Genomic DNA, 14,837 nt, shown 5'->3' with positions numbered 1-14,837 from the left:
GGCCATTAAAGCGCGTTGGGTCTGCGAGCAGGCTCATCAGCAGATGAAGGAAGAACTCGGCCTCGATCACTTCGAAGGCCGATCATGGCAAGGCCTCCATCGACACGCACTGATGACGATGATCGCTTATGCCTTCCTGCAGCATCAGCGCCTATCCAAGGCAAAGCGGGAAAAAAAGGAACAGGCCCGGCCCGCCTAAACCAACGCTGCCAGCTATCCGGCGCGCCGTCATAGCCGCGCTCTCAAACCACCATCCACCACAACGATGTCCACACTGCCGTATCAGGTTCCAAATGACCCCAAAATCAATTCTGCCAAAGTAGTGCTAAGAGCACTTACTTTAGGTCCTTCCTTATTTAAAGGCCCGCTTGACCTAAATAGCGACCGAAAGCCAGACTCGCGCCATGTCTGATTCCGAACCCAATCATCGGCTCGGCCGCTTTGTCGAAATTTCCATTGCCAGCGAAACGGTGCGAGCATTCGTACCTCCGCCATTGCCGCCTATGCCCACCATTGGCAGCCCAAATTCATTGTAAGGCGCCACCTCGCATCGGAGGACTCTTCCCCCGCTACTGCGGCGAGCGGTGACCGGCGTCGCCGGACGTACTTTCGCGTTGGACAAGGGCAAATCCCATGTTGATTTGCTCGATGCTCTGCCTTGTGGATGCATCGAGCGCCAAGAGAACCTTTTCGGCCGCTAGCTTGCCGGTTTCATAGCGACGTGTGGCGACTGAAGAGAGGGAAGGAGCCGCACATGCCGAGAATTCGAGGTCGTGAAAGCCCATGATCGCAATGTCATCGGGTACGCGGATGCGACGCTTTCTGCACTCCTGCATAGCGCCGAGCGCCAAGTTGTCGTCAGTACAGAAGATCGCCTCGGGAAGATCCCCCCGGTCGTGCATCTCACCAAAGAGCTCGGATCCGAGCGCCACCGAACTGTGGCGAGGTCTATGGGAAATCATTTCCAGGCTTCTCAATCCGACCTCCTGCATCGCCGCGTGATAGCCGTCAAACCGCGACTGCGCACGGTGGTCGAGATTGCCGGTCAGGAAGGTAATCCGTTGAAACCCGCGGTCAATGAGATGGCGGGTCGCAGCATGGCCGGCGCGCTCCTGTGACATGCCAATGTTGAGGTTGATGGGATCGTCGGACAATTCGAACGTCTGGACAACCGGAAGATGCGCCTTCATCAGAAGCTGACGTGACAGTGGGGTGTGGTGGATGCCGGCAATGATGATGGCTTCCACTCGCTGGCCAAGCAATGCCTTGATTGCATTCTCCTCCTCGACTTCCGAATATCGGCTGTTCACGACAATGACCTGGAAGCCTGCGGCAATCAGAACATCATGCAGGGCAAACAGATATTCGGCAAAGATGACGTTATAAAGCGTTGGCACAATCACGCCAATTGTATGGGTGCGGGAGGAAGCCAACCTGCTTGCCGCAACATTCGGCACATAGCCCAGGTTTTCAATGGCGCTGTTGACGCGCAGCCGCAATGCTTCCGAGACGGATCCCGGCTTGCGCAGCACCCGCGAAACTGTAATCGGGCTAACGCCAGCAAGGCTGGCAACGTCGTCCAGAGTTATTCGGCGCATCCAAGATTATCCAAACACAAGACCAAGCAAAACAGATAATCAATAGATATTCCACAATTGGCAGCGCTGTTAAATAAAATTGACAGCGCTATCATCTGTGTTAATTTTTTGTCCTGTTCCGCAAAGGATGGGATGGAGCCCTTTCGGACCAAGCATGCCAATTAGAAAATTGGAGGGGCGGCTTGGTCTGCCCGAGGAGGAGAACATCCATGCTTAGAGACGTGACATCGAAATCTGCGCGCATTGTGGCAGTTTCCGCATCCATGCTTGCGCTGCTTTGCAGTGCTGCATATGCCGAACCGAAAGTCGTAGCCGGGCCAGCAGCAGATCCAGGCTGCATGACGCCGTGGGCCTCCGATACGCAGTTTCTACAATATCCGAAGAAGGAAGGCCCGTATCGCATCGCGCTGGCCAATGGCTATATCGCCAATACCTGGCGCATCCAGATGGTAAAGACGGCGAAGGCCTATGCGGCGCAACCGGAAGTAAAGGCGAAGCTGAAAGAATTTAAGGTCGTCTCCACGGGCGAGGACGTGCCGGCGCAGATTTCGGCGATCAACAACTTCATCGACGCCGGCTATGATGCGATTGTCGTCAATGCCCAGAACCCAACAGCCTTCGGTCCTGTGATCAAACGCGCCAAGGAAGCCGGTGTCGTGCTCGTCGCGTTCGATAACACGCTCGACACGAAAGATGCGATCAACGTCAACGTCGACCAGAAGGGCCTCGGCGTTACCTGGGCCGAGTGGCTCGTCAAGCATCTGCCGAATGGTGGCAAAATTCTCGAAGTGAGAGGCGTTGCCGGTACATCTGTCGATACCGACCGTCACAATGGCATCAAGGAAACGCTGGCTGCCTCGGGCAAGAAGTTCGACGTGACGGAAGTCGTCGGCAAATGGGACGATAGCGTTGCCCAGAAGGTGACGGCAGATGCCATCGCGACAAACGGCCCGTTTGACGGCATCACCGCACAGGGCGGCGACACGGGCGTCGTTCAGGCCATGATGGACGCAAAGCATCCCTTCGTGCCTTTCGGCGGCGAGACGGAAAATGGCTTCCGCAAGCTCTGCGCCGCGCACGCTGGAGACGGTCTGCTGTGCTCGTCCGCAGGAACCGGTCCGGCCCAGGTCGCCGTCGCCATCAAGACGGCGATCGCCGCGCTCGAGGGGCAGGTGATTCCGCAGGCCGTCAAGCTACCGACGGCATTGGTGTCGCACCCCGACTTCAAGAAAGACCAGGACTACTACCCTGATCAGTCCGACAATTTCTTCGTCGGCAACTCCTTCCCCACCTGCGGCATCAATTTCACGGCCCAGGAAATCATGGGGCAAACCAAGGAAAACCAATAGTAGCCAAGGCTCGTAGGATTGACTGCGGACGTGGGCGCCCTCAGTCAGACGCTGAATGCACCCGATGGGAGGTTGGGCGCGTGCTTTTGTCAGAACCGCTGTTGCGGATGGAAGGTATATCGAAGCGCTATGGCGGCGTCATCGCACTCAAGGAAGCCGATATTGCCATTCGATCCGGCGCAATTCATGCCGTACTCGGCGAAAACGGCGCCGGCAAATCGACCCTGATCAAAATCATGGCCGGGGTCACCGCACCCGATGAAGGGCGAATGCTCCTCGGCGGCAAGGACGTGGCCTTCTCATCGCCAGCGGCGGCAAATGCAGTGGGGATAGTATCGGTCTTCCAGGAACTGTCGCTGATTCCCGACCTCTCCGTTGCCGACAATATCGTCATCAGCAATCCACCGCGCCGCTTCGGCATGATCGACAGGCGCGCCCAGAGGCGGATCGCCGAAGAAGCGCTCAATCGCGCCGGCGCCTCCGACATTCATCCATCATCGCTGGTCAAGGACCTCCCGCTCTCCCGTCGACAGATGGTCGAGATTGCAAAGGCGCTCGCCCGCAAGCCCCGGCTGATGATCCTGGACGAGGCGACATCTGCCCTGACAAGGTCTGACGTCGAGAAGGTCTTCAGTGTCCTGAAGAGGCTGCGCTCCGAAGGATTGGCGCTGGTCTACATCTCACATCGCATGCATGAGATCGCAGAACTTGCCGACGATTGCACGGTATTCCGCAACGGCCGCAGCATAGAATCCTACCCAGCCGGTACAAAGACTGACCACCAGGTTGTTGAATTGATGATCGGGCGGGAATACAAAAGCGTGTTTCCGGCAAAGCCGAGCATTGAAGCCAATAAGGCTCCGGTGCTGTCCTGTCATGACCTTTCCTGGGGCGGCCGTCTGGCTGGTATCACGTTCGATGCCCGTCCCGGCGAAATCGTCGGTGTCGGCGGCTTGGACGGGCAGGGCCAGCGGGAGCTCTTGCTCGCCCTCTTTGGCGTGCTTCGCGACGTCAAGGGCGATGTGCAGATCGACGGCCGCAGCGTGCGCTTGAGGAGCCCCAAAGAGGCGAAATCCGCCGCGAACTCCATTGCGCTTATTCCGGAGGATCGAAAGACCGAGGGGTTGATGCTGCCGATGTCGGTCCGCGAGAACCTGTCGATCGCCGCACTCGGCAGCGTTTCGCGCAACGGCATCATCGACCGAGGGGCAGAGGCGGCCCGCATTGACGAACTCCTCAAGATCCTCGCCATTAAGGCGGCAACCATCGACATGCCGGTCAGCAGCCTGTCCGGCGGAAACCAGCAGAAGGTCGTGATTGCGAAATGGCTGATGAATCGACCAAGGATCGTCCTGCTGAACGACCCGACGCGCGGCATCGACGTCGGCACCAAGCAGGAGATCTATCAACTGCTGAGAAAGCTCGCCGACGGCGGCGCCGCGATCATTTTCTATTCCACGGACTACGACGAGCTGATCGGCTGCTGCGATCGCGTTCTCGTCATGTACGACGGTACCGTTGTTCGCACGCTTGAAGGCGCCGACATCAACGAACGTGAGTTGATCGGGAGTGCATTGAACATCGCCGCCCGGCCTGTGGAACGGAGGGTAATGCAGTGACAATAGGCACTTCCGGCGGATGGCGCTTCTGGTATCAGAGCAACAAGGGGACGCTGCTTGCCGCCGCCCTCTTCGTCGCGATGTTCGTGATCTATGTCTCCAACCATCCGGCGGGCTTCACGCCGAATGTCGTGCAGACAGCGTCCAACAAGGCGATTTTGCTCGCCTTTGTCGCAATGGCGCAATGTCTCGTCGTCATCACCGCCGGAATCGACCTTTCGGCAGGCATGGTTTTGGTGCTGTGCAACTGCCTTGCATCGTGGCTGGTGGTCGGCACACCGCTGCAGACCGGTTTCGGGATCGTAGCCGTGCTTGTCGCAGGGCTTGCATGCGGCACATTGAACGGCCTCATCATCATCTTCGGCAGACTGCAGCCGATCGTTACGACCATCGCCACAAGTGCAATTTTCTTCGGGCTGGCGTTGCTGCTGCGGCCAACGCCGGGCGGCTCTGTCAACGAAGCTCTTGCAGACGTGTTTACCTCGACGCTCTTCGGGATGTTTCCCACCAGCCTGGCGGTGCTGGCAGCCACGATCCTCCTGGTCTGGATCCCCTTCAGCAGATCAGTCTACGGCCGTGCGGCCTATGCGGCTGGTTCCGCGGAGAATGCGGCCTATATGTCCGGCATGCCGCTGAAGCGGGCGAAACTGGCCGCCTATGCAGTTGCCGGGCTCTTGTCGGCCATGGGCGGGCTCTACCTGACGTTCTATTCCTACACTGGCGAAGCGGCCTTCGCTAGCGGCAACGCCTACACGCTTTACTCGATTGCTGCGGTCGTTCTCGGGGGCGTCTCGCTGGCGGGCGGGAAGGGCAGCGCTGTCGGAGCGGTGTTCGGAGCACTTGCCTTTCGCACCATCGGCGATCTCCTCTTCGTCTTCGATTTCGATCCTCTTTGGCAGCCGCTGTTCCAGGGCATCGTGCTAATGCTGGCGATCGGTGTCGGCTCGATCGGGCTGGCGCGGGTACGCAACCGACTGGAATGGTTCCAATGAGCGAGGATGCGTCCAGCATGCGGCAATCAATCGTTCCCATCCGGCTGCGCGGGAGAGATCCCGCCGTGGCGATCGCCTTCGGCTGCATCCTCCTTCTGGTGCTTGGCGGATCGATCTATTCCTCCAACTTCCTGTCGGCCGATTACCTGTTGCAGCAATTGAAGGTCGCCTCGTTTCTCGGCGTGATCGCGACGGGTATGATGATGGTCATCTTGCTTGGACAGATCGATCTTTCGGTTCCATGGACGGTGACCGCCGGCGCGATGATGGCATGCGCCGCGACAGCTTATGGAACCAGCGGCTCGTTCCTTGCCATTCCCTTCGGAATTGCCTGCGGCGCAGCGATCGGCTTCGTCAACGGACTTGCCGTCGCGTACCTGCGCATTCCCTCGATGATTATCACGCTTGCAACTAATGCCGTCGTGCAAGGGTTAATGGTCGTCTACACCGGCGGCTTCTCACCGCAGGATTCGGCCTCCCCGGCGATGCGCTTCCTCGCGACCGGCTATATGATCCCGTCTGTCCCGAACGGCGTTCTAGTTTGGCTCGTTGTCGGCATCCTTGCCGTCTTCCTGCTTACCCGAACCACGTTCGGCCGTTCACTGTACGCGATCGGAAACCGGGAACGAGCCGCCTATATGTCGGGCATCGACACCCGGCGCATTGCCTTGCTCGCCTTCGTGATTTCGGGGTCGCTCAGCGCACTTGGCGGCGTGTTGCTTGCCGGTTATGCGTCCAAGGCATCGCAGTCGATGGGTGACGCCTATCTGCTGCCGTCGATTGCAGCCGTGGTCCTCGGCGGAACCCATGTCCTCGGCGGCAAAGGCTCCTACCTTGGAACAGTCGCGGGCGTCATCCTGATCACGCTGCTGCAGTCAATCCTCTCAGTAATGCAGATTGAAGAGGCTGGCCGACAGCTGATCTACGGAGTGGTGATCATAGGCATGCTACTGCTCTACGGCCGGCAGAAGCTGAACTGAAGGGGCGCTCGGCTTCGATAATGTCTTTCAGCAGCACGTGGACGATTTGGCTGTCGGGAAATGGCCTTCAATCGTAAATGGCACGGCCCAATCAAACCTCCTCAGTAGAACCTAGCACCCCCAGCGCAACGCGGCGGTTGCAACCGGCGAATCCCATAGGGAAAACTCCTCGTCGCTGAGGAACGCGAGCGTGACAGAAAGGCCCTGCATGTCGAGCGACGTGGCATAAGTGCCGACAAGCGAGCGCTCGATCCGCAGGCCGTGGTCGACCATGAAGCGGTGAGCTGTGTTGTAGGCGAGATAGAGTTCGGCCGGTGGCGTGCCGCCAAGCCCGTTGACGAAAAGCAACGCTTTGTCGGCGGCTCGGGCGATGTCGTTGAAGATCGTTTCGCTCAGATGTCGGACGATGGTGTCGGCGTTGGAGAAGGGCTCTCTCGAATGGCCCGGCTCCCCATGAATGCCGATGCCCACTTCCATTTCGTTCGGTCCGAGCGCGAATGTTGTGCGTTGCGTGTGCGGGACCGTCACGCCGGTCAGGGCAACGCCCATCGATCGGATGCGTGGAGCGAGGCCGTCGCCGAGGCGTTTCAGTTCGGCGAGGGTCATGCCTCGTTCGGCCGCGGCGCCGAGAAGCCTCTCTATGATCACTGTACCGGCGACGCCACGGCGGCCGCGCCCGTCGCCTGTCCTTGCCGTTTCGATGTCGTCGTTGACGATCACCGTTTCAATTTTGTGGCGGCTGGATGCCATCTCTGCCGCCATTTCGAAATTCATGACGTCGCCGTCATAATTTTTCACCACCAGCAGGCATCCAGCCCCGGTGTCCGCTTCCTCGATGGCGCTCATGATCTGGCTCGGCGTGGGAGACGTGAAAATATGCCCGACGCAAGCCGCATCGAGCATGCCGCGGCCGACGAAGCCGATGTGCATTGGCTCATGACCCGCGCCGCCGCCGGATATGATCGCCACCTTGCCCGGGACCATGTGGCGACGGCGGATAAATTTGCGGTCGATGCCGAACACAACGAACTCCTCATGGGCGCGCACAAAGCCTTCGACGCTTTCGGCGACCATGGTGTCTGCTGTGTTGATGAACTTCTTCATCAAGCCCCTCCCAAGGCGTCATCGTCTCTGTCTTGTCGCACTAAGCGCAACGCCGTTCACTCAGGCGGTCCGGAAATTGCGGCAATCTTCTGCACCAGATCGGAGATTGCTTCCTCCAGCAGCCGGTTGCGTCGCTCGTCGCCGAAATCAGGAACCATGAGTGAAAGATGCCGCAGTTTTTCCGAGGCGCCAAGCTCCGGCAGTTTGCCGGGATGTGCATTCTGGTAGGCTTCCAGAAAACGCTCCTGTTCGGCGGCGCTGACATGACAGACCCGGAAGATCGTCGCGAGATGCCGCGCAGGAAGAGGCGTCGCGTAGGTCGGGCTTGTTATCTGGGTAACGAAGCTGCGGTGCTTGCCCAGTTCCGTGGCCAGCCGCTGACGGGTTCCGGAAGGTCGGTTGTCGATGATCTGCGCCAGAATTGACTTGTAGGCGATAATGGCGTCTTCGGTGTCTTCGCGCGCCATATTATTCTCCGGCTGCCTTTGTCCCACCGGCGTTCAAACCGACGATTGCCGATCTTATCGCGGGAAGTTGAGCGGGCGCCATGGAAAAATGCCGGATGCCGGCGGCCAGCAGTTCGGCTGTCAGGCGCGGATCGCCGGCCATGTCGCCGCAGATGCTGAGCGGTTTGCTACCGGCAAGTTTTACCGCATAAGCGAGCAGGCGCAGTACAGCCTGCGCGGCCTTCTCGCGGTGTGCGGCGAAATCGGCATCTTCGCGGGTCGAGGCGGCGAGATACTGCGCGAGGTCGTTGGTGCCGAATGAAAAGAAGTCCGCGCCTTCGAATTGCTCGAGCATGAGCGCGGCGGCCGGCACTTCCACCATCATGCCAATCGAAGGCAGGCGGTGCGGCACGCCCCGGCGCGCAAGCTCGGCGGCCTCTTCTCGAAAGATCTGCCGCATATCATCGACTTCCGATGGAAAGGTCACCATCGGCAGCATGACGCGCAGATTACCGAAGATGGCTGCACGCAACAACGCACGCACTTGAACGCGCGTGATCTCTGGGCGGGCAAGAAGAAGGCGGATGCCGCGCAATGCGGGCGAAGCTGCGAGGCCGGGGAGCGGCTTGTCGCCGCCAACATCCAGCATGCGGATCGTCACCCCTCTGCCATCGGCCCAGTCAAGGACGCGGCGGTAGATGGCGAGTTGCTTCTCCTCGTTTGCGGCATCAGCGAGTGACGCGACTGCGAATTCGGAACGCATCAGTCCGATACCGGCCGCCGTCGTTGGGGCGATCCCGTCGATTTCGTCGAGGGCGTTGAGATTGATAGACAACAGAATTTGCGCGCCATCCGCCGTCTGCAGTATCCCGTTGTCTGCCGCCGGCACTGTGCTTGATGCTGGAAGCTCGGGTCGGATTGGCGCTGCGCCCTCCGTGCCCATCTGAAGAACGATCACGCCTGCATCTCCATCAACGCGTATATGTTGGCCGCCAGCGGTGACGAAGCGTCCCGCGCCGATAACCATCGGGACCGACCGTGATCTGGCAAGAAGGGCGACATGACCTGCGGCACTGCCGGCGTAGAGCGCAATGGCGCCGCCTGCAGACCAATCATGTGCGAGAAAGCGGCTGGGCTCCATGTCCTTACCGACATAGATAGATCCGGCCGGAAAGTCCTTTACAGGCGTTCCCGTCAGCGCCGCCAGGACGCGATTTTTGATGTCCAGAATATCGACAGCGCGGGCTCGCAGCTGTTCTTCTTCAGCACTCTCCAGTTCACGGATGTATCCGTCGAGTGTCCCGACCCACGCGAATACGACATTCTCGCCCGCATCGATACGCGCACCCGCCATTTCAACGATCGTCGGATCGCGAAGCACTTCGAGCTGAAAATCGATGATGTCGCCGCCTTCTGCGTCCGAGCCCGTGGCAAGGCTCTGAAGCTCGTCGATAGCGGTCTCGATGGCCGCGGCCAGCTCCGCGTGCCCCGAAACGGTCGATTGTGACAGGGCAGCGGCGGCCGGCGGCTCCGCGATATAGGCCGGCCCGGATGCGACGCCCCGAGAGGCGCTCGTCGCTTTCAATCTAAGCGGTGCGGCCATGTTTCTTTTCTTCGTCGAAGTTGCGCTCGATGAGGCCCTTCAATGCCCGGACTGCCTCTTCTGCGAGGATTCCGTCGGCACGGATTTTCAGCATGGATCCCTTGCGGATCCTGGCACCCATGATCTTGATGATGCTCTTGCCATTCAACCAGACGTCGCTGCCATTGACCGCGACTTCGATCGAGCAGGGAAACGACTTTGCCAGCCTCGTGAACGTCACCGAGGGGCGGGCGTGCAAGCCTACCCCGTGCTTCACTTCGACCTCCGTCTGGCAACTCGCATGCACTTGTTCGGCCTCCCGGTTTCCTATGCGCAACCCACCGCTCATCAGGGTGACAGTTCCTCTGCTGTCGCTACAACCTTTGCAAGCGATGCCCCGCCGGAGGCCTCGGCAGCGGCGATGACGGCGCCTTCCACCACCGGAGCATTGCAGATCGAGATGAGCTTTGCGCGCGGCAAACCGAGCATTTCGATGGCCATCTCGCTGTTGGTTTCGGCCCCGCCAAGGTCGACGAAAACGGCGACACCTGCCTCTGACCAGGCCTCCTCTATGGCCGTCAGGATACCGCCGGCATCCGTGCCGAGCTCTCCGCGACTATTGCCACCCGACCAGGCAAGCGGCACGCTGTCGCCCACCATCTGCCGCACCATGTCGGCCGTGCCTCGCGCGACCAGCGGTGAGTGGGAGACGATCACAATCCCGACGTTTGGGGTCTTTACACTCATGCCGGGCGGTGCTCCTCAAGATAGCGGCAGATAGCAATTGTCAGGAGAGCGCAGCTCGAGGCGCCCGGATCAACGTGGCCGATCGAACGCTCTCCAAGGTAAGCTGCTCGGCCGCGCATGGCCTTCATGGCGGCGGTAAAGCCGGCGGAAAGCTCCGCCCGATGTACGATATCGGTCAATGGCGACCGGTGCGCAAGAGCATCTTGCACAGGGTAGAGCACGTCGAGCAGGGTCTTATCTCCGGCGTGCGAACGTCCGCGACGGGCAACAGCATCAATGGCCTGCTTTAACGCCGAGGAAAAATCCTGTCCCTGATCCGATTTGCGAAGCTCGCGTCCCATCTCCATTAGGAGCGTTCCGTAGAGTGGGCCGGCCGCACCGCCTATGCTCATCACCAGTGTCAGGCCGATCCTTTCCAGCGCGTCAGGCAGGGGGAGGCTTGAGACCGTCGCTTCTTCGGCGCTAACCGCTTCACAGCCGCGCTGCATGTTGGTTCCATGATCGCCGTCACCGATTGCGCGATCCAGTGCGCAGAGACGATCGCTGTTTGCCGCAATCGTCGCACGGCAAACTTCAATCAATCCCGCAAGAAGAACTGGTTCTGCCTGCACGTGTACCTCCCAGCAGCAGCGCCATCTATGTCAGCGTTGCTGCAACTTCGAATACGTTTGCCACAGCCACCGCTCCCGGATCCGGCACTCCCTCCAGATCCTTCTCACCGACATAAGAGGCGCGGCCGGCCTTTGCCTTTCGCATTGCCTTTGTCGACTCGGCACCGGCTGCCGCAGCCTTTGCCGCGGCCGCGACATCGCCGGATGCCAAAGAAGCAAGCGCGGGCGCCAGCGCATCGACCATCGTGCGGTCGCCGACATCGGCCCCTCCATAGAACGTCATCCGATCGAGCCCGGCAAGCAGGGCAGCAGCGATATCTGCCCTTTCCGCCATAGCTTTGGATGCGGCCGTAAAGAAGATCGAGAGCAGCACGCCGCTCGAGCCGCCCATGCTCGTGCTCAGGATCTCGCCGACTGAGGCCATGGTGGCGGCAGGATCCTTCAGCGGCAGCGCGTCGATGCGGGAAAGAATGCTGCGCGCTCCTGTCGCCACGGTGGAACCCGTATCGCCGTCTCCGACGCGGCTATCCAGGCGATTGAGCTCGCCCTCGAGAGAAATCAGATGGGCGCAAAGCGCGGTCAATAAGCGACGATTGCGACTGTCATCGCTGGCCGGCGTCGCTGCATCCCGCGCGGACACTTGCGGTGCAGCAATAATGGCGATCTCGTGCAGTTCAGTGGCCGGTATCCAGGCATGTGGCTCGACGGCAGCTTTCAGTGCGGCTTGGCGGGCAGCATCCAGCCGGATCAGTGAAAGTGAGAACCCGTTCATGTTGAGTGCGGTCATCATCGGTCCCGGCCCGATGACCAGCCGAACACGGCCGGCGAGAGGTGAGGACAATACCGCGTTGGCGATAACGCCCATCTCGAGCGGCGGCACCGCGCCAAGGTTGTTGATCAGCAGCGCATAGTCTCCTGCCTCGTCAACCTTGGCGGCCAACCGGTTCGTCATGGTGGCCACCAGATCGGCAACCGGCTGTAGCGCAATGCGTTCGACGCCTGGCTCGCCGTGAATGCCGAGACCGAGCTCTCCCTCGTCGGCGCCAAGCCGATCCTCATGCGCCTGACCGGGTACGCTGCAGGTCGAAAGCGACATGCCGAGCGAAACGATATCGTGTGCTGCGGCCGCCGCCTGGGCTGCGACCGTCTTAAGGTCGGCGCCGGATTCGGCATGGTAGCCGGCGATCTTGTGCACGAACAGCGTACCGGCAACGCCGCGCGGCTGGTTGATCCCAGGAATTGCGATGTCGTCGGCGACAATCACCATCTCGACGTCGAATCCCTCGGCACGCGCCTTCTCGGCGGCAAGGCCGAAGTTCAGACGGTCACCTGTATAGTTCTTAACGACCAGCAGAACGCCCTTGGGGCCTGTTACGGCACGGATGGCTGTCAGCACGGCATCGACACTGGGCGAGGCAAAGATCTCGCCGGATACGGCCGCGGTCAGCATGCCCTTGCCGACGAAGCCTGCATGCGAGGGCTCATGACCGGCTCCGCCGCCAGAGATGATTGCAACCTTCGATTTATCCCAGTCCGCGCGCAGGATCACCTTGATCTCGGGGAAGGTATCCAGACGGGCAAGACGACCGGCGCTACTTGTCAGGAGCAGGCCGTCCAGGGCTTCGGTAACGATGGTTTCCCGGCGATTGAAGAAATGCTTCATGGAGTGAGACCCGTCTTTTGATGCCAGTGTGTTTGTTCGTTCTGTTGCTTATCCGAGGCGCCGGCCGCTGGCGTCGAAATAGAGCGGATCGCGCAGCGTCAGATTGATTCGATCACCCGGCCTGATTGCGAGATATGGATCGGCAAGCGTGACGAGCTTGTGGTCACGCACGCGGATGTGCAGGTGGTTCTGGTCTCCCAGGTGTTCGATCCAGTCGATTTTGGCATTGGCGTTCTGGTCGACGATGATATCGAGATGCTCTGTTCGCGCGCCGATCGTTCTGGTCCCGGGGGGCGGATTGGCGCCAGGAAGAAGATCGGTGGGCAACAGGTTGATGTGCGGCTGGCCAAGACGGGCAGCGACATGAAGACTGGCAGGATTGCCGTAGATTTCGCGGGGCGTTCCGACCTGCAACAGCCTTCCTCCCGCAACAATGCCGATCCGATCCGCCATCGTCATGGCCTCGACCTGGTCGTGGGTTACATAGAGCAGCGTCGAGCCGAGCTCCTTCTGGATCCGCTTGAGTTCCAAGCGAAGTTCCGCACGTAGCTTTGCATCGAGCGACGAGAGTGGCTCGTCCATCAGATAGATGGCGGGGCGGCGCACCAGCGCCCGCCCAATCGCAACGCGCTGCATTTCGCCGCCCGACAGTCGTGTCGAACGGTTCTCCAGCTTATGGTCGATCCTGACCATGCGCGCAATTTCCCGCACGCGCCGGTCGATTTCTTCGCTGCTGAGCTTGCGCACGGGCGCTCGTAGCGGGAAGGCGAGGTTGTCGTAGACCGTCATATGCGGATAAAGCGAATATTGCTGGAAGACGAATGCGACGTCCCTGTCGGCCGGAGCTTCGCCTGCGACGTTGCGACCGCCTATCTCGATGCGGCCGCTGTCGGGGCGCTCCAGCCCGGCAATCAGGCGCAGCGTCGTTGTCTTGCCGGCGCCCGTCGGCCCAAGCAGGACGACGAACTCACCGTCACGGATCGAGAGGTCCAAGTCAGCCAGAGCCTGTGTATCGCCAAAACGCTTGTTGAGGCCTTTGAGAGCAACGTCAGCCATGCCGTGCCTCCGAATAGAGTGCCGAGGCAATGGCGCGGCCCGATTTGCAATCGAACAGCGCGAGCTTGGCCGGGTTGAACTCAAGACCAACGGTCTCGCCGATACGAAAGTTGCGATTTGCCGGAACGCGAGCCTTGATGACGCCGCTCGACGTCTCGATCGCCACAACCTGATTGGTCCCGAGATATTCGCTGCCGTAGACCGCTCCGCGCAAAGGAGAGGTATCGCTGAAGCGAATATGTTCGGGCCTGACACCAAGCGCCAGTTCGGCTTCGGCCAAGTCCTGGTGCACCTCAGGAATTTTGACATCGACGCCATGAAGCGATATCGACCGTGCTCCCGTCTGAAGGCCTGCCGTGAAGCGCATGAAATTCATCGGCGGCGAGCCGATGAAATCCGCGACATACATGGTGGCGGGCTTGCTGTAGATTTCCTGCGGCGTGCCGAATTGCTCGATGACACCATGGTTCATGACCGCGATCTTGTCGGCCATCGCCATGGCCTCGTGCTGATCATGCGTCACGTAAACCGTCGTCGCATGGATGCGGTTGTGCAGTTCGCGCAGTTCGTGGACCATGACTTCTCGGAATTCAGCGTCGAGCGTGCCGAGGGGTTCGTCCATCAGGAAGCACTTCGGACGGCGCACGATTGCGCGGCCGAGAGCCACGCGCTGGCGGTCGCCGCCGGCAAGTCCTGAAACGGATCGCTCAAGGATATGATCGATCTGCAGCAGCCGTGCAGTTTCCTCGACGCGCTGGCGGATTTCCGCCTTCGGCATGCCCTGCGAGAGCAGGGGAAAGCCGATGTTCTTGCGCACGTTCATATGCGGATAGAGCGCAAAAAGCTGGAACACGAAGGCTATGTCCCGGGCACTGGCGCGATTGAAGGTGACGTCTTCGCCGTCAAGATGGATCTTGCCGCTGGTCGGCAGTTCAAGTCCGGCAATCATACGAAGCGTCGTCGTCTTGCCGCAGCCAGACGGTCCAAGCAGTGCCAGGAACTCGCCGTCATGAATGCGGAAGGTCGAATCCTGAACCGCGACGAAGCTGCCGAATTGCTTGCGGAGATTTTCGATTCTGATGTCCGCCAT

14 protein-coding genes and 1 pseudogene are annotated in these 14,837 nt (G+C 60.2%); 5 read left to right on the top strand and 10 right to left on the bottom strand.

The annotated features are described in order from the left end of the window. Positions 1 to 196, top strand: a pseudogene (locus BSG20_RS16565) (transposase); the annotation flags it as partial. 373 nt (positions 197 to 569) lie between these two features. Here the strand turns inward: BSG20_RS16565 and BSG20_RS16560 are convergent. Continuing rightward, complete coding sequence (locus BSG20_RS16560) at positions 570 to 1,598, bottom strand: LacI family DNA-binding transcriptional regulator (RefSeq protein WP_072378685.1); 1,029 nt, start codon at positions 1,596 to 1,598, stop codon at positions 570 to 572. 209 nt (positions 1,599 to 1,807) lie between these two features. On the opposite strand from BSG20_RS16560, the gene BSG20_RS16555 reads away from it, so the two are divergent. From BSG20_RS16555 to BSG20_RS16540, 4 genes are all read left to right on the top strand, one after another. After that, entirely contained in the window at positions 1,808 to 2,947 is a 1,140-nt protein-coding gene (locus BSG20_RS16555; protein WP_072378683.1) for a sugar ABC transporter substrate-binding protein, read from the top strand. Positions 2,948 to 3,027: 80 nt separating this feature from the next. Further along, on the top strand, positions 3,028 to 4,566 hold the full coding sequence (locus BSG20_RS16550) for a sugar ABC transporter ATP-binding protein (protein WP_072378681.1): 1,539 nt from the start codon (positions 3,028 to 3,030) through the stop codon (positions 4,564 to 4,566). Beyond that, positions 4,563 to 5,558 (top strand): ABC transporter permease, encoded by a 996-nt coding sequence (locus tag BSG20_RS16545; protein ID WP_083539968.1) that lies wholly within the window; start codon positions 4,563 to 4,565, stop codon positions 5,556 to 5,558. Before BSG20_RS16550 ends, BSG20_RS16545 begins: the two co-directional genes overlap by 4 nt. Continuing rightward, positions 5,555 to 6,538: an ABC transporter permease gene (locus tag BSG20_RS16540; RefSeq protein ID WP_072378679.1), complete on the top strand. Its 984-nt coding sequence runs from the start codon at positions 5,555 to 5,557 to the stop codon at positions 6,536 to 6,538. Before BSG20_RS16545 ends, BSG20_RS16540 begins: the two co-directional genes overlap by 4 nt. A 111-nt stretch (positions 6,539 to 6,649) precedes the next feature. Here the strand turns inward: BSG20_RS16540 and BSG20_RS16535 are convergent, their stop codons facing one another. Genes BSG20_RS16535 through BSG20_RS16495 form a run of 9 tightly spaced genes read right to left on the bottom strand, consistent with a single transcriptional unit; the run spans position 6,650 to position 14,837 of the window. Continuing rightward, positions 6,650 to 7,642 (bottom strand): dihydroxyacetone kinase subunit DhaK, encoded by a 993-nt coding sequence (locus BSG20_RS16535; RefSeq protein ID WP_072378677.1) that lies wholly within the window; start codon positions 7,640 to 7,642, stop codon positions 6,650 to 6,652. A 56-nt stretch (positions 7,643 to 7,698) separates the two neighbouring features. Next, the gene (locus BSG20_RS16530) at positions 7,699 to 8,109 is read right to left on the bottom strand and encodes a hypothetical protein (protein WP_072378675.1); all 411 of its coding nucleotides are present in this window, start codon (positions 8,107 to 8,109) and stop codon (positions 7,699 to 7,701) included. 1 nt (position 8,110) lies between these two features. Further along, positions 8,111 to 9,691 (bottom strand): putative PEP-binding protein, encoded by a 1,581-nt coding sequence (locus tag BSG20_RS16525; protein ID WP_072378673.1) that lies wholly within the window; start codon positions 9,689 to 9,691, stop codon positions 8,111 to 8,113. Further along, positions 9,675 to 10,019, bottom strand: a complete 345-nt coding sequence (locus tag BSG20_RS16520) for an HPr family phosphocarrier protein (protein WP_072378671.1) — start codon at positions 10,017 to 10,019, stop codon at positions 9,675 to 9,677. Before BSG20_RS16520 ends, BSG20_RS16525 begins: the two co-directional genes overlap by 17 nt. Then, positions 10,019 to 10,417 (bottom strand): dihydroxyacetone kinase phosphoryl donor subunit DhaM, encoded by a 399-nt coding sequence (gene dhaM / locus BSG20_RS16515; RefSeq protein ID WP_037120446.1) that lies wholly within the window; start codon positions 10,415 to 10,417, stop codon positions 10,019 to 10,021. Before dhaM ends, BSG20_RS16520 begins: the two co-directional genes overlap by 1 nt. After that, positions 10,414 to 11,028: a dihydroxyacetone kinase subunit DhaL gene (dhaL, locus tag BSG20_RS16510; RefSeq protein ID WP_072378669.1), complete on the bottom strand. Its 615-nt coding sequence runs from the start codon at positions 11,026 to 11,028 to the stop codon at positions 10,414 to 10,416. Before dhaL ends, dhaM begins: the two co-directional genes overlap by 4 nt. 25 nt (positions 11,029 to 11,053) lie before the next feature. Further along, entirely contained in the window at positions 11,054 to 12,691 is a 1,638-nt protein-coding gene (locus tag BSG20_RS16505) for a dihydroxyacetone kinase subunit DhaK (protein ID WP_072378667.1), read from the bottom strand. A 48-nt stretch (positions 12,692 to 12,739) separates the two neighbouring features. Continuing rightward, positions 12,740 to 13,747: an ABC transporter ATP-binding protein gene (locus BSG20_RS16500; protein ID WP_072378665.1), complete on the bottom strand. Its 1,008-nt coding sequence runs from the start codon at positions 13,745 to 13,747 to the stop codon at positions 12,740 to 12,742. Then, positions 13,740 to 14,837 (bottom strand): ABC transporter ATP-binding protein, encoded by a 1,098-nt coding sequence (locus BSG20_RS16495; protein WP_072378663.1) that lies wholly within the window; start codon positions 14,835 to 14,837, stop codon positions 13,740 to 13,742. Before BSG20_RS16495 ends, BSG20_RS16500 begins: the two co-directional genes overlap by 8 nt.

The sequence above is a fragment of the Rhizobium tibeticum genome, from assembly GCF_900110205.1.
GTDB classification, from domain to species: Bacteria; Pseudomonadota; Alphaproteobacteria; order Rhizobiales; family Rhizobiaceae; genus Rhizobium; species Rhizobium tibeticum.
This window is presented reverse-complemented; position numbering and strand designations above follow the sequence as displayed.